The sequence below is a fragment of the Dermacoccus sp. Tok2021 genome (genome assembly GCF_019895135.1).
GTDB lineage: Bacteria > Actinomycetota > Actinomycetes > Actinomycetales > Dermatophilaceae > Dermacoccus > Dermacoccus abyssi.
In genome coordinates this window covers 110760-127172 of sequence record NZ_JAGTHU010000003.1, presented here as the reverse complement: position 1 = coordinate 127172, position 16413 = coordinate 110760, and the positions used below count along the sequence as shown (strand labels likewise).

Genomic DNA, 16413 nt, shown 5'->3' with positions numbered 1-16413 from the left:
CCTGCGGGTGCGCCCCGATGGTCGTTTGTGTCGGGGCAATATTCGTGTGCGGTCGTCACCGGCTGCCTCTAATGTGTTCCGGGCCATGAGTCAGCAGTCAGCGTCCGCCCCCACCCGATCGGCTTCCGAAGCCCATCGGGCTCCTGTCGACTGGCGACGCCTGCGTGGCCCCGCCGCTGTGATCGCGCTCGTTGCGCTGGCCGTCTCGTCGGTGGGTCCCTCGATCGCGGCGCTCCTCGCAGGGCGGCTCGCGGAACATCCCGAGGGCGGGCTCGTCGCGTGGCTGGCCGTGCTCCTGCTCGGCAGCGCCGTGCTCAACACGGTGGGTCGATACGTGTGGGCCACCGTCGTCGACCGGGCTGCCGGCGCGCTGCGCCAGGACCTCGTCGACGCCGTGCTCCACCAGCCCCTCGCGGCGCTGTCGGAGCAGGCCGTGGGAGAAGTGCTCGACCGCGTCGACGACGACACCCACGAGGTGAACAACCTCGTGCGCATGCAGCTGTGGATGGTGCTCAACACCGTCTTCGCGCTCGTGCCCATGTGGGTCGTGGCGGGCGTGTCCTGGACTCCCGCGTGGGTGATGTTCCCGCTCTTCGCCGCGGGGGCCTTCTGGCTCATCAAGCCCCTGCTGGGCAAGATCGCCGAGCGGAAGGTCATCGAGGAAGCCCAGTGGACAGAGCACGCCGCTGCGTTCGAAGAGGGCGTGGCCGCGCGTGACGACATCCGCACCAACCTCGGCCAGGGCTTCGTCCTCGCCAACATCGTGCGCCTGTCGTCGGTGGTGCACCGTCGTTTCCAGGACGTGCTGCGCCTCGAAGTCGGCGTCATCCTTCGCTCCGGGCTGACGCTGCATCTCCTGCTCGCCGTGGCGATGGCGGTCAGTGTCGTTCTCGCCTCGCGCGGTGACCTCGCGGTCTCGCAGGTTGTGACGCTCGTGCTCGTGACGAGCACCTTCGTCGGGCGGGTCGGGCGCCTCGCCGAGCAGCTTCCCGACCTGCAGGCCGGCCTCGGCGCCATCACCCGACTGCGTCAGCTCATGGCGGTCGAGCCCGAGCGCGTCGAGGGCGATCCGGTCCCCGACGGCGATCTCAGCCTCGAGTTCCGCGACCTCACGTTCTCCTACACGGGGGACGACGTCGTCCTCGAGAACGTCGACCTGCGGCTTCCCGCCGGTGCGACGCTCGCGCTCGTCGGGCGCACGGGTTCCGGCAAGTCGACGCTCGCGAGCCTCGTCTCCAGGGCCGTCGAGCCGCCTGCGAGCCAGGTGTTCGTCGGCGGACGTGATGTGCTCGAGCTCGACGTCGACGCCCTGCGCGCCGCTGTGGGGACGGTGACCCAGAAGACCGACATCCTCGCAGGCACGCTGGCCGAGAACGTCACGCTCTTCGGCGAGGCGGACAATGCCCGGGTGACGGCGATCATGGCCGAGCTCGGGTTGAGCGACTGGGTCGAGGGACTGCCGAACGGCATCGACACCCTGCTCGGCCCGGGAGGCATCACGCTCTCGGCGGGGGAGGCGCAACTCGTCGCCTTCGCCCGCCTGCTCGCACGCGACGTCGAGGTCGTCATCCTCGACGAGGCCACGGCGCGGATGGATCCGGTGACGGAGGCGCGCGTGGTCGCGGCGTCGGAGCGGCTGCTCAAGAACCGCACCGGGGTCATCATCGCCCACCGCCTCTCGACCATCGAACGCGCTGACTTCGTCGCGGTGCTCGAGCGCGGCCGCGTGGCGCAGTTCGGCACGCACGACGAGCTGTCGCAGGCAACGGGCCACTTCAGCCGCCTCCTCGAGGCTGCGGAGGCAGCCGACGCTTCGGTACCCGAGGCCGATACGCCTGACGCGCCGTCGGCGCCGGACGATCAACCCGTTCTGCGAGCCCGTCGACGCACTGACGTGCCTGCCGCTCGCAAGGTCGACCCCGCCCCTCCGCTGTGGCGGGGTATCCGTGACGCGCTCCTGGTCAAGCCCCTGTGGGGCGCCATCCCGGGGCTGGGCTTCCTCGCCTTCTCCCTCGTCGGTTCGGTGGGAGCCATCACCGGTTGGGTGTGGGGAACGACGGTCGAGGCCCTCGTCGCGGATGCTGAGTGGCGCCCCTGGCTCGTCGCCTCCCTCGTCGCGGTGCTGCTCGGGCCGGGCATCCTCGCGTGGGCCGTTTCGCGCTACCCCCGGTGGTGGATCGAGGTGCTCCTTCGAGTGCGACTCAACGTGCTGCTCGGTCAGACGGCAACGTCGCGGCTGGAGGCCACCCCGCCCGGCGAGGTCGTGGCCCGAGCGATGGACGCCGACCGCTTCGTGAAATACGCCGACCGCTGGGTCGACTTCCTCAACGGTCTGGCCATCGTCGCGGTGACGTCGCTCGTGTCCGGCACACCGCTCACCGGTGCCGTGCTCGCCGCCATCATGCTCGTCTCCTCCGCTGCTTCGGCCCTCGGCCGTCCCCTCGCAGGAAGTTCCGCCGCTGCGGCGTCGAAGAGCCGTGCCCGCTTCGGCCGGGCGCTGGTCTCCGTCGTCGAGTCGGCGCGCACCGTGAAGCTGGCGGGGCGTCTGCGGGAGGCGCGCGAGCACCTGCGCCAGGTGGACGCGGGCCGCGTCGACGCCGCCGTGCGGGAGCACCGCATCGCCGCCGTGCTCCAGGGCGTTCCGCTCGTCGCGATCGAAGCCGGTGTCGTCATCGCCTGGGCCGGCGTCGTCTGGGACGTCTGGAGCCTCGCGACGGGCCTCCTCGTCGCGAACGCGGCGATGGGGTTCGAGTGGTTCGGCCAGGTGGCCAGCGCCGTGGTCACGGAGGCTCCCGGCACCCGGGCGTGGCAGCAGGCCACGGTGGCCTACGCGGGTGGTCGTGACATCACGTCGCTGCCGAAGGGCGTCGACCTCGCGGCGGGCCGGGCCCCGGCGCCCCAAGAGGAGCCGGGGGAACCGCTCGAGAGCCTGCGCCTCGAGCACCTCTCGGCCGTGCACGACGACGGCACGCTGGGCGTCGAGGACGTCTCGCTCACCGTGGAGGCGGGCGAACTCGTCCTCGTCCTCGGTCAGGTGGGCGCAGGAAAGTCGAGCCTGCTCGGCGCGCTCGCCGGGCTCGTGCGCCACACCGGCGAACTGCGGTGGAACGGGAAGGTCGTCGAGGACGAGGAGAGCTTCCTGCGGCCGGGCCAGGTGGCGTACGTGTCCCAGACGCCCCGCGTTCTGTCGGGCACCTTTGGTGACAACATCCGTCTCGGTCTGCCGCGACGGTACGACGAGGCCGTCGCCGATGCCCGTCTCGTGCCCGACATCGAGCGGGCCGGGGGTGTCGATGCGCTGGTCGGTCACCGCGGCCTGCGGCTGTCGGGCGGGCAGGTGCAACGTCTCGCCCTGGCGCGCGCACTCGCCACCAACGCCGAACTCATCGTCGCCGACGACGTCTCGAGCGCCCTCGACGCCACCACCGAGCTGGAGTTGTGGAACGCGCTGCGCGAGCGAGGCTCCACCGTCATCGGGGCGAGTTCGAAGCGGGCCGCACTGGCCCGGGCCGACCGCGTCGTCGTGCTCGTGGACGGGCGCGTCGCCGCTGTCGGTCCGTGGTCCAGGCTGAGTGGGCGGTTCGGGGCTCTGGCGGGCTAGCCGGAGCCTCGGGCGCCCGCTCGGCGACCTGCCGCGAATCACCCGGATGGGGTGTCATCACGGGGGTTTTGCCGGTCGCTCGGGCGCGGCGCGGTGTGGGTGCTTGACTGGCGAGCCCGGCTGAGCCATCCTCATGTAACTCAATACGAGCCTCGGGGGAGAGGCTCGTTCCATATCGACTCAGGTGGAGCGCGACGCACGAAGCGAACGCTCGACGACGTCGAACTTGCATGTCCCCGGCCGGGGGACTATTCTGCTATTTTGCGCTGCCTTGTCTCTGGGCACCCTCGAAAACCAACGAAGCACGACGACGAGATCGACTGTTCGACCGGCTGCGGCCGCGTCGCGTCCCGGTCACCACGACGGGTGGGTTCGATCCTCGCGCTCGAGTGCGTTGGGGTTCGGGTTCCGTCCGGGGCTGAGGGCACGTATTAGCCGCTCTGTTAGGCCTGTGGAAGGAACACTCCTTGGCTGCCTCGCGCACCGCGACCCAGACTCTGTCCTCGGCGAAGACTGCCTCCGGCCGTCTCACCTTCGCCAAAATTCGTGAGCCCCTCGAAATCCCGGATCTGCTCGCGTTGCAGACCGAGAGCTTCGACTGGCTCCTCGGCAACGAGAAGTGGCAGGCCCGCGTGGCCGCCGCCAAGGCCGAGGGCCGTGTCGACGTCCCCGAGCGCTCCGGTCTCGAGGAGATCTTCGAGGAGATCTCCCCGATCGAAGACTTCTCCGGCTCCATGTCGCTGAGCTTCCGCGACCACCGCTTCGAGGACGTCAAGTACTCGATCGACGAGTGCAAGGAGCGCGACATGACGTACGCGGCTCCCCTCTTCGTCACCGCCGAGTTCATGAACGCCGAGACCGGCGAGATCAAGAGCCAGACGGTCTTCATGGGCGACTTCCCGCTCATGACCGACCGCGGCACCTTCGTCATCAACGGCACCGAGCGTGTCGTCGTCTCGCAGCTCGTGCGCAGCCCCGGCGTGTACTTCGAGCGCAGCATCGACAAGACCTCCGACAAGGAGATCTACACGGCCAAGGTCATCCCGAGCCGCGGTGCCTGGCTCGAGTTCGAGGTCGACAAGCGCGACATGGTCGGCGTTCGCGTCGACCGCAAGCGCAAGCAGTCCGTCACCGTCCTGCTCAAGGCCCTCGGCTGGACCGAGGCTCAGATCCTCGAGGAGTTCGGCCAGTACGAGTCGATGCGCGCCACCCTGGAGAAGGACCACACGGCCGACCAGGACGCCGCGCTGCTCGAGATCTACCGCAAGCTGCGTCCGGGCGAACCGCCGACGCGTGAGGCCGCTCAGCAGCTGCTCGACAACCTGTACTTCAACGGCAAGCGTTACGACCTCGCGAAGGTCGGCCGCTACAAGGTCAACAAGAAGCTCGGTGTCGACGGCGGCCTCGAGGACTCGACGCTGTCGGTCGACGACGTCGTGGCCACCATCAAGTACATCGTCGCGCTGCACGCCGGCGAGGACACGATGAAGGGCAAGCGTCACGGCGAGGACGTCGACGTGCGTGTCGAGGTCGACGACATCGACCACTTCGGCAACCGTCGCCTCCGCAACGTCGGTGAGCTCATCCAGAACCAGGTCCGCACGGGTCTTTCCCGTATGGAGCGCGTGGTTCGTGAGCGCATGACGACGCAGGACGTCGAGGCCATCACGCCGCAGACCCTGATCAACATCCGCCCGGTCGTGGCGTCGATCAAGGAGTTCTTCGGCACCTCGCAGCTGTCGCAGTTCATGGACCAGAACAACCCGCTCGCCGGTCTGACGCACAAGCGTCGTCTCTCCGCGCTGGGCCCGGGTGGTCTCTCCCGTGACCGCGCCGGCATGGAGGTCCGTGACGTCCACCCGTCGCACTACGGCCGCATGTGCCCGATCGAGACGCCGGAAGGCCCGAACATCGGCCTCATCGGTTCGCTCGCGTCGTACGGTCGCATCAACCCGTTCGGATTTGTCGAGACCCCGTACCGCAAGGTCGAGAACGGCAAGGTCTCCGACGAGGTCGTCTACCTGTCCGCCGACGAGGAGGACACCTACGTCATCGCGCAGGCCAACGCCCCGCTGACGCAGGACAACGAGTTCGTCGAGGATCGCGTCATGGCCCGCACCAAGGGCGGCGAGGCGAGCGACGTCGCGCGCGACGAGGTCGACTTCATGGACGTGTCCGCACGTCAGATGGTCTCGGCCGCCACCGCGCTCATCCCGTTCCTCGAGCACGACGACGCCAACCGCGCCCTCATGGGTGCCAACATGCAGCGTCAGGCCGTGCCGCTCGTGCGCTCGGAGGCCCCGCTCGTGGGTACCGGCATCGAGTACCGCGCGGCACTCGACTCGGGTGACGTCGTGCGTGCGACGAAGGCCGGTGTCGTGCAGGAGGTCTCCGCCGACCTCGTGACCGTCGCCAACGACGACGCCACGTACAGCACCTACCGCATCGCGAAGTTCACGCGTTCGAACCAGGGCACCTGCTACAACCAGCGTGTCGTGGTCACCGAGGGTGAGCGTCTGGAGGAAGGCGCTGTCATCGCCGATGGTCCCGCGACCGACGGTGGCGAGATGTCGCTCGGTAAGAACCTGCTCGTGGCGTTCATGCCGTGGGAGGGCTACAACTACGAGGACGCCATCATCCTCAGCCAGCGTCTCGTCCAGGACGACACTCTCTCCTCGATCCACATCGAGGAGCACGAGATCGACGCTCGTGACACGAAGCTCGGCCCGGAGGAGATCACGCGGGACATCCCGAACGTCTCCGAGGAGGTCCTCGCCGACCTCGACGAGCGCGGCATCATCCGCATCGGCGCCGAGGTCCGCGACGGCGACCTGCTCGTCGGCAAGGTCACGCCCAAGGGTGAGACCGAGCTGACGCCGGAGGAGCGCCTCCTGCGCGCCATCTTCGGTGAGAAGGCCCGCGAGGTCCGTGACACGTCCATGAAGGTCCCGCACGGCGAGACCGGCACGGTCATCGGCGTCAAGGTCTTCGACCGCGAGGAGGGCGACGAGCTTCCCCCGGGCGTCAACCAGCTCGTGCGTGTGTACGTCGCGAACAAGCGCAAGATCACCGACGGTGACAAGCTCGCCGGCCGTCACGGCAACAAGGGCGTCATCTCGAAGATCCTGCCGGTCGAGGACATGCCGTTCCTCGAGGACGGCACGCCGGTCGACGTCGTGCTCAACCCGCTCGGTGTTCCGTCCCGAATGAACCCGGGTCAGGTCCTCGAGCTGCACATGGGCTGGGCCGCGTCGCGTGGCTGGAACATCGAGGGCACGCCGGAGTGGGCCGCCAAGATCCCCGAGGACGCGCGTCAGGCCGGCGCCAACACGCGTATCGCCACCCCGGTGTTCGACGGTGCGCGAGAGGCCGAGATCCGCGGTCTGCTCGACTCGACGAACAAGACCCGTGACGGCGTGCGTCTCATCGACAACTCCGGCAAGGCGCAGCTGTTCGACGGTCGTTCCGGCGAGCCGTTCCCGGACCCGGTGTCGGTGGGCTACATGTACATCCTCAAGCTCCACCACCTGGTGGACGAGAAGATCCACGCCCGTTCGACCGGTCCGTACTCGATGATCACCCAGCAGCCGCTCGGCGGTAAGGCGCAGTTCGGTGGTCAGCGATTCGGCGAGATGGAGGTGTGGGCCCTGGAGGCGTACGGCGCCGCCTACGCGCTGCAGGAGCTGCTCACCATCAAGTCGGACGACGTCAGCGGCCGCGTCAAGGTGTACGAGGCCATCGTCAAGGGCGAGAACATCCCCGAGCCCGGCATTCCGGAATCGTTCAAGGTTCTCATCAAGGAAATGCAGTCGCTCTGCCTCAACGTTGAGGTCCTCAGCAGCGACGGCACGGCGATCGACCTTCGCGACTCGGAGCAGGAAGTCTTCCGCGCTGCCGAGGAGCTGGGTATCGACCTGTCGCGCCGCGAGCCGAGCAGCGTCGAGGAAGTCTGATCACGGCCAGACCGGGGCGCGCTCGTGCCGAGCGTGACGAGCGCGCCCCGGTCCCCGGCAGACGTTAGGTCCCGCGCCTATCGGCGTGCGGACAACCACAACAGCAACGATCAGACTTTTCAGATTTAGGCGAGAGAAGGAATCAGCACAGTGCTGGACGTCAACTTCTTCGATGAGCTTCGTATCGGCCTCGCGACCGCGGACGACATCCGCACGTGGTCGCACGGCGAGGTCAAGAAGCCCGAAACCATCAACTACCGCACCCTCAAGCCCGAGAAGGACGGCCTCTTCTGCGAGAAGATCTTCGGCCCGACTCGCGACTGGGAGTGCTACTGCGGTAAGTACAAGCGTGTCCGCTTCAAGGGCATCATCTGTGAGCGCTGTGGCGTCGAGGTCACCCGTTCCGCGGTTCGCCGTGAGCGCATGGGTCACATCGAGCTCGCCGCTCCGGTGACGCACATCTGGTACTTCAAGGGTGTCCCGAGCCGCCTGGGCTACCTGCTCGACCTCGCCCCGAAGGACCTCGAGAAGGTCATCTACTTCGCGGCCTACATGATCACCTCGGTCGACGAGGAGCAGCGTCACGCCGACCTGCCGTCGCTCGAGAACCAGATCGAGGTCGAGAAGAAGGAACTCGAGAACCGTCGCGACGGCGACATCAACACGCGTTCGTCCAAGCTCGAGGCCGACCTCGCGGAACTCGAGAAGGAGGGCGCCAAGGCTGACGCCCGCCGCAAGGTGCGCGAGTCCGCCGAGCGCGAGATGACGCAGATCCGCAAGCGTGCGGACCAGCAGATCGAGCGCCTCGAGCAGGTCTGGGACCGCTTCAAGAACCTCAAGGTCCAAGACCTCGAGGGCGACGAGGTCCTCTACCGCGAGATGCGCGACCGTTTCGGTCTGTACTTCGAGGGCGGCATGGGCGCCGCTGCACTGCAGAAGCGCCTCGAGAACTTCGACCTCGACGCCGAGGCCGAACTGCTGCGCGAGATCATCGCCACGGGCAAGGGCCAGAAGAAGACGCGTGCGCTCAAGCGCCTGCGCGTCGTCACGGCCTTCCAGCAGACCGAGAACAAGCCTGCCGGCATGGTTCTCAACTGCGTTCCGGTCATCCCGCCGGACCTGCGCCCGATGGTTCAGCTCGACGGTGGCCGTTTCGCGACGTCCGACCTCAACGACCTGTACCGCCGCGTGATCAACCGCAACAACCGACTCAAGCGACTGCTCGACCTCGGTGCGCCGGAGATCATCGTCAACAACGAGAAGCGCATGCTTCAGGAGGCCGTCGACGCGCTGTTCGACAACGGCCGCCGTGGTCGTCCGGTCACCGGTCCGGGCAACCGTCCGCTCAAGTCGCTCTCCGACATGCTCAAGGGCAAGCAGGGTCGCTTCCGTCAGAACCTGCTCGGTAAGCGCGTCGACTACTCCGGCCGTTCGGTCATCGTCGTCGGCCCGACTTTGAAGCTGCACCAGTGTGGTCTGCCCAAGCAGATGGCGCTCGAGCTGTTCAAGCCGTTCGTCATGAAGCGTCTGGTCGACCTCGAGCACGCGCAGAACATCAAGTCGGCCAAGCGCATGGTCGAGCGTGCTCGCCCGGTCGTGTGGGACGTCCTCGAAGAGGTCATCCGTGAGCACCCCGTGCTGCTCAACCGTGCACCGACGCTGCACCGTCTCGGCATCCAGGCGTTCGAGCCCCAGCTCGTCGAGGGCAAGGCCGTCCAGATCCACCCGCTCGTCTGCTCGGCCTTCAACGCCGACTTCGACGGTGACCAGATGGCCGTCCACGTGCCGCTGAGCTCCGAGGCGCAGGCCGAGGCCCGCATCCTCATGCTCTCGAGCAACAACATCCTCAAGCCCGCCGACGGTCGTCCCGTGACGATGCCGACGCAGGACATGATCATCGGCCTGTTCCACCTCACCTCCGAGGTGCTCGACGCCGACGAGATCAAGGACGAGGACATCCGTTCGTTCTCGACCGTCGCCGAAGCCCGCATGGCCTTCGACGCCGGCGAGATCAAGATCGGCACGCCGATCTCGGTTCGCCTTCGCGACTTCGTTCCGACGGCCGGCACCTCGCTGCCCGAGGGCGTCGAGGCCGACGAGAACGGCTTCGTCTCCGAGCTGCGTATCCGTACGACGCTCGGTCGCGCGATCTTCAACGGCACGCTGCCCGAGGACTACGAGTACATCAACAAGCCCGTCGACAAGAAGGTCCTCTCGGCCATCGTCAACGACCTTGCGGAGCGTTACTCGAAGGTCCAGGTCGCAGCGTCGCTCGACGCTCTGAAGGAGACCGGTTTCCACTGGGCCACGCGCTCGGGTACGACCGTCGCCATCTCGGACGTCGTCATGCCGTCGAACAAGAACGAGATCCTCGAGGGCTACGACGCGAAGGCCGCGAAGGTCCAGCTCCAGTTCGACCGTGGTCTCATCACGGACGACGAGCGCCGTCAGGAGCTCATCGAGATCTGGACGCAGGCGGCCAACGAGGTCTCCAAGCAGATGGAGAACAACTTCCCGAAGGACAACCCGATTTACCGCATGGTGAACTCGGGTGCCCGAGGTAACTGGTTCCAGCTGCGTCAGCTCGCGGGTATGCGTGGCCTCATGGCCAACCCGAAGGGCGAGATCATCCCGCGTCCGATCAAGGCCAACTTCCGTGAGGGCCTGTCGGTGCTGGAGTTCTTCATCTCGACCCACGGTGCTCGTAAGGGTCTGGCCGACACCGCTCTGCGTACGGCTGACTCGGGTTACCTCACGCGTCGTCTCGTCGACGTGTCGCAGGACGTCATCATCCGCGAGGAGGACTGTGGCACGAAGCGCGGTCTCGTCCTGCCGATCGCGCAGCGCAACGCCGACGGCGCGCTCGTCGAGCACGAGGACGTCGAGTCGAGCGTGTACGCACGTAACGTCGCGACCGACATCGAGATCGACGGCAAGACGTACCTGCAGGCCGGTGACGACCTCGGTGACGTCGCGCTGGACGCGCTGATCGAGGCCGGCATCGAAGAGGTCAAGGTCCGCTCGGTCCTCACCTGTGAGTCCCGCGTCGGTACGTGTGCGAAGTGCTACGGCCGTTCGCTGGCCACCGGCAAGCTCGTCGACATCGGTGAGGCCGTCGGTATCATCGCGGCCCAGTCGATCGGTGAGCCCGGTACCCAGCTGACGATGCGTACCTTCCACACCGGTGGTGCTGCCGGTGACGACATCACGCAGGGTCTGCCCCGAGTCGTCGAGCTCTTCGAAGCTCGTACGCCGAAGGGTGTCGCCCCGATCGCCGAGGCCGCCGGAAAGATCGAGATCGAGGAGACGGACAAGGCCCGTCGAATCCACCTCGTTCCGGACGACGGCTCCGAGCCGCACGCCTACCCGGTGAGCAAGCGTGCGCGCCTGCTCGTCGCGGACGGCGACCGCGTCGAGGTCGGCACGCTGCTCGTGCAGGGTGCGATCGACCCGAAGCAGGTGCTGCGTATCCTCGGCCCGCGTGAGGTGCAGAAGCACCTCGTCGACGAGGTCCAGGGTGTGTACCGCCAGCAGGGTGTGTCGATCCACGACAAGCACATCGAGGTCATCGTGCGCCAGATGCTGCGTCGCGTGACGATCATCGAGGCTGGCGACACCGACCTGCTCCCGGGTGAGCTGGCGGAGCGCGCGCGCTTCGAGGACTCTTCGCGTCAGGCTCTCGCCGAGGGCGGACGTCCGGCGTCGGGTCGTAGCGAGCTCATGGGTATCACGAAGGCGTCGCTGGCCACCGAGTCCTGGCTGTCGGCTGCTTCGTTCCAGGAGACGACGCGCGTCCTCACCGAGGCCGCGATGAACGCCAAGAGTGACCCGCTGCTGGGCCTCAAGGAGAACGTCATCCTCGGTAAGCTCATCCCGGCCGGTACCGGCCTGACGCGCTACCGCAACGTCAAGGTCGAGCCGACGGAAGAGGCGAAGGCCGCGATGTACGCGCTGCCGGACTACCAGCCGTACGACTACCCGGTCTTCGGCCCGGGTTCGGGTGAGGCCGTCCGTCTGGACGACGCTTCGCTCGGCTTCGACAGCTGATGTCCTGACCGACGCACACGACAAGGGGTGCCCGATCGCTGCGCGCGAACGGGCACCCCTCGTGTGTGCAGCGCCCGTGTGCGGCGTGTCGGGTTGCGGTCCAGACCGGATTTGGCCGCGTGCACCCCGACTCGGTACTCTTGAAGGGTGCTTGGGCGGAAGTCTGCCCATTGCCACACCCTCGCCGGGCAGTCGTATGTCAGGCAAGGTCCGCCGGACCGGCGGATCGTCTGCGCGAAAGTGCAGGGGAGGGGTCGCGCCGGACACGCCCGAGAGCGTGGTGCGCGGCATGACAAGGAGCTCGTCGGCCCAGGTCGGCGAGCGGAACAGAAACGACACGTTCGGAGAACCAGGTTGCCTACGATCAACCAGCTCGTCCGTAAGGGTCGCCAGGACAAGGCCGTCAAGGCTGCAACTCCGGCTCTTAAGGGCAGCCCCCAGCGACGCGGTGTCTGCACCCGCGTCTACACCACGACCCCGAAGAAGCCGAACTCGGCTCTTCGCAAGGTCGCCCGCGTCAAGCTCACCTCGGGTATCGAGGTCACGGCCTACATCCCGGGCGTCGGCCACAACCTGCAGGAGCACTCGATCGTGCTCGTGCGTGGCGGCCGTGTGAAGGACCTTCCCGGTGTGCGCTACAAGATCATCCGCGGCTCGCTCGACACCCAGGGTGTCAAGGGCCGTAACCAGGCGCGTAGCCGCTACGGCGCGAAGAAGGAGAAGAAGTAATGCCTCGTAAGGGTCCTGCTCCTAAGCGCCCCCTCGTCGTCGACCCGGTCTACGGTTCGCCGCTCGTCACGCAGCTCGTCAACAAGATCCTCATGGATGGCAAGAAGTCCATCGCTGAGCGCATCGTGTACGACGCCCTCGAAGGCTGCCGTGAGAAGACGGGCACCGACCCGGTCGTCACGCTGAAGCGTGCGCTCGACAACATCCGTCCGTCGCTCGAGGTCAAGTCCCGCCGCGTCGGCGGTGCGACCTACCAGGTGCCGATCGAGGTCAAGCCGGCCCGTGCCACGACGCTCTCGCTGCGTTGGCTCGTCGGCTACTCGCGTCAGCGTCGTGAGAAGACGATGACGGAGCGCCTGATGAACGAGATCCTCGACGCCAGCAACGGCCTGGGTGCCGCTGTCAAGCGTCGCGAGGACACGCACAAGATGGCCGAGTCCAACAAGGCCTTCGCGCACTACCGCTGGTGATCGAGTTGGGGTGGCGGTCCGTTCTCTTCGTAGAATGGATCGGGCCGTCACCCCGGCTCACCCAGTACTGATACTGAACTTCGAACGAGAAGAGACACCGTGGCACAGGACGTGCTGACCGACCTGAAGAAGGTCCGCAACATCGGCATCATGGCGCACATCGACGCCGGCAAGACGACGACGACCGAGCGCATCCTCTTCTACACCGGCGTCAACCACAAGATCGGTGAGACGCACGACGGTGCGTCGACGACCGACTGGATGGAGCAGGAGAAGGAGCGTGGCATCACGATCACGTCCGCTGCTGTGACGTCGTTCTGGGAAGGTACCCAGATCAACATCATCGACACCCCGGGTCACGTGGACTTCACGGTCGAGGTCGAGCGCTCGTTGCGCGTCCTCGACGGTGCCGTCGCTGTCTTCGACGGCAAGGAGGGCGTCGAGCCCCAGTCCGAGACGGTGTGGCGCCAGGCTGACAAGTACGACGTTCCGCGCGTCTGCTTCGTCAACAAGATGGACAAGATGGGCGCTGACTTCTACTTCACCGTCCAGACGATCAAGGACCGCCTCGGTGCGGAGCCGCTCGTGCTCCAGCTGCCGATCGGTGCCGAGAACGACTTCGTCGGTGTCGTCGACCTCATCTACAACCGCGCTCTCGTGTGGCCGGGTGACGCCAAGGGTGACGTCACCATGGGTGCCAAGTACGAGATCCAGGAGATCCCGGACGACCTCAAGGCCAAGGCCGAGGAGTACCGCAACGCGCTCGTCGAGCGTGTCGCCGAGTCCGACGACGACCTCATGGAGAAGTACCTCAGCGGCGAGGAGCTGACCGAGGACGAGATCAAGGCCGGCATCCGCAAGCTCACGGTCAACTCCGAGCTCTACCCGGTCCTGTGTGGCTCCGCATTCAAGAACCGCGGCGTCCAGCCGATGCTCGACGCCGTCGTCGACTACCTCCCGAGCCCGCTCGACGTGCCGCCGATGATCGGCCACGTCCCGGGTGACGAGGAGCAGGAGATCACGCGTAAGCCGGCTCTCGACGAGCCCTTCTCGGCCCTCGCGTTCAAGGTCGCTGCGCACCCGTTCTTCGGTTCGCTCACCTTCATCCGCGTCTACTCGGGCAAGATCTCCGCCGGCTCGCAGGTCGTCAACACGACCAAGGGCAAGAAGGAGCGCATCGGAAAGCTCTTCCAGATGCACGCCAACAAGGAGAACCCGGTCGACGAGGCACAGGCTGGTCACATCTACGCCGCCATCGGTCTCAAGGAGACGACGACGGGTGACACCCTGAGCGACCCGAGCAGCCAGATCGTCCTCGAGTCGATGACGTTCCCGGAGCCGGTCATCTCGGTCGCCATCGAGCCGAAGACGAAGGGTGACCAGGAGAAGCTCTCCACGGCCATCCAGAAGCTGGCTCAGGAAGACCCGACCTTCCAGGTCGAGCTCGACGAGGAGACCGGCCAGACCATCATCCGTGGTATGGGCGAGCTCCACCTCGACATCCTGGTCGACCGCATGAAGCGCGAGTTCAAGGTCGAGGCCAACGTCGGCGCCCCGCAGGTGGCGTACCGCGAGACGATCCGCAAGGCCGTCGCGAAGTACGACTACACGCACAAGAAGCAGACCGGTGGTTCCGGTCAGTTCGCGAAGGTCCAGATCACCTTCGAGCCCCTCGACACGTCCGAGGGCGAGCTCTACGAGTTCGTCAACGCCGTCGTCGGTGGTCGCGTGCCGCGTGAGTACATCCCCAGCGTCGACAACGGCATCCAAGACGCCATGCAGCAGGGTGTCCTCGCCGGTTACCCGCTGGTGGGCCTCAAGGCCACGCTGGTCGACGGTGCCTACCACGACGTCGACTCCTCGGAGATGGCGTTCAAGATCGCCGGCTCCATGGCACTGAAGGAGGCCGTCCGCAAGGCCGACCCGGTGCTGCTCGAGCCGATGATGGCAGTCGAGGTCCGTACGCCCGAGGAGTACATGGGCGACGTGATCGGCGACATCAACTCCCGCCGTGGCCAGATCCAGGCCATGGAGGACGTCAGCGGCGCCAAGGTCGTTCGTGGCCTCGTTCCGCTGTCGGAGATGTTCGGGTACGTTGGTGACCTTCGTTCCAAGACGCAGGGTCGTGCCAACTACACGATGCAGTTCGACTCGTACGCCGAGGTTCCCCGGAGCGTCGCGGACGAGATCATCAAGAAGATCCGGGGCGAGTGAACGGGTCCGTCCCGTCTAGAGACCCGTACCACAACCTGTAAACAACAGACGCGTCCCGGCGCCTTCAACCCCGAAGGCGACAAAGCGTTTGACCAACACAAGTCCTGAGGAGGACCCAAGTGGCGAAGGCGAAGTTCGAGCGGAGCAAGCCGCACGTCAACATCGGCACCATCGGTCACATCGACCACGGCAAGACGACGCTGACGGCAGCAATCTCTAAGGTTCTGCACGACAAGTACCCGGAACTCAACCCCTTCACGCCGTTCGACGAGATCGACAAGGCGCCGGAGGAGAAGCAGCGCGGTATCACGATTTCGATCGCGCACATCGAGTACCAGACGGAGAAGCGTCACTACGCTCACGTCGACTGCCCCGGTCACGCTGACTACGTGAAGAACATGATCACCGGTGCTGCTCAGATGGACGGCGCCATCCTCGTGGTCGCGGCCACCGACGGCCCGATGCCGCAGACGAAGGAGCACGTCCTCCTGGCCCGCCAGGTCGGCGTTCCCTACATCGTCGTCGCGCTGAACAAGGCTGACATGGTCGACGACGAGGAGATCATGGAGCTCGTCGAGATGGAGGTCCGCGAACTGCTGTCCTCCTACGACTTCCCGGGTGACGACCTGCCGGTCGTTCAGGTCTCGGCGCTCAAGGCGCTCGAGGGCGACGCCGAGTGGGGCGACAAGCTCATGGAGCTCATGAACGCTGTCGACGACTCCATCCCGGAGCCGGAGCGCGACATCGACAAGCCGTTCCTCATGCCGGTCGAGGACGTCTTCACGATCACCGGTCGTGGAACCGTCGTCACGGGCCGCATCGAGCGCGGTGTCCTGAACGTCAACGAGGACGTCGAGATCGTCGGCATCCACGAGGGCCCGGCCACCAAGACGACCGTCACGGGCATCGAGATGTTCCGCAAGCTGCTCGACGAGGGTCGCGCCGGTGAGAACGTCGGTCTGCTCCTTCGCGGTGTCAAGCGCGAGGACGTCGAGCGTGGCCAGGTTGTCGTCAAGCCGGGTTCGATCACTCCGCACACGGACTTCGAGGGTCAGGTCTACATCCTCTCGAAGGACGAGGGTGGCCGTCACACGCCGTTCTACGACAACTACCGTCCGCAGTTCTACTTCCGTACGACGGACGTCACGGGTGTCGTTCACCTGCCCGAGGGCACCGAGATGGTCATGCCCGGCGACAACACCGACATGACGGTGGAGCTCATCCAGCCCATCGCCATGGAGGAGGGCCTGAAGTTCGCCATCCGTGAGGGTGGTCGTACGGTCGGCGCCGGTCGCGTCACCAAGATCATCAAGTGATCTGATCCCCGCACGGGGATGATCGCAGGGAAGGGTCCCGAGACTTCGGTCTCGGGGCCCTTTCGTCGTTCACGCCAGGGTGC

The 16413-nt window shown here is 66.4% G+C and carries 7 protein-coding genes; all 7 read left to right on the top strand.

From position 1 onward, the window contains the following. Window positions 1-85: 85 nt before the first annotated feature. The 7 genes from K9D12_RS03450 (at window position 86) to tuf (ending at window position 16330) form a co-directional block, all read left to right on the top strand. Window positions 86-3601 carry an ABC transporter ATP-binding protein gene (locus K9D12_RS03450; protein WP_223059493.1) on the top strand — a complete coding sequence of 1172 codons (3516 nt, stop codon included), beginning with the start codon at window positions 86-88 and terminating at the stop codon, window positions 3599-3601. Between the two features lie 467 nt (window positions 3602-4068). Beyond that, a complete protein-coding gene (gene rpoB, locus K9D12_RS03445; protein WP_187035904.1) occupies window positions 4069-7554 on the top strand; it encodes a DNA-directed RNA polymerase subunit beta in 3486 nt (1161 codons plus the stop codon). A 150-nt stretch (window positions 7555-7704) separates the two neighbouring features. Next, a complete protein-coding gene (locus K9D12_RS03440; RefSeq protein ID WP_047310402.1) occupies window positions 7705-11601 on the top strand; it encodes a DNA-directed RNA polymerase subunit beta' in 3897 nt (1298 codons plus the stop codon). Between the two features lie 354 nt (window positions 11602-11955). Further along, window positions 11956-12330 carry a 30S ribosomal protein S12 gene (rpsL, locus tag K9D12_RS03435; RefSeq protein ID WP_047310400.1) on the top strand — a complete coding sequence of 125 codons (375 nt, stop codon included), beginning with the start codon at window positions 11956-11958 and terminating at the stop codon, window positions 12328-12330. Next, window positions 12330-12800 carry a 30S ribosomal protein S7 gene (gene rpsG / locus K9D12_RS03430; RefSeq protein WP_047310399.1) on the top strand — a complete coding sequence of 157 codons (471 nt, stop codon included), beginning with the start codon at window positions 12330-12332 and terminating at the stop codon, window positions 12798-12800. Before rpsL ends, rpsG begins: the two co-directional genes overlap by 1 nt. A gap of 99 nt (window positions 12801-12899) precedes the next feature. Beyond that, window positions 12900-15014 carry an elongation factor G gene (gene fusA / locus K9D12_RS03425; protein ID WP_047310398.1) on the top strand — a complete coding sequence of 705 codons (2115 nt, stop codon included), beginning with the start codon at window positions 12900-12902 and terminating at the stop codon, window positions 15012-15014. A gap of 119 nt (window positions 15015-15133) precedes the next feature. Beyond that, a complete protein-coding gene (tuf, locus tag K9D12_RS03420; protein WP_047310397.1) occupies window positions 15134-16330 on the top strand; it encodes an elongation factor Tu in 1197 nt (398 codons plus the stop codon). Window positions 16331-16413: the final 83 nt, after the last annotated feature.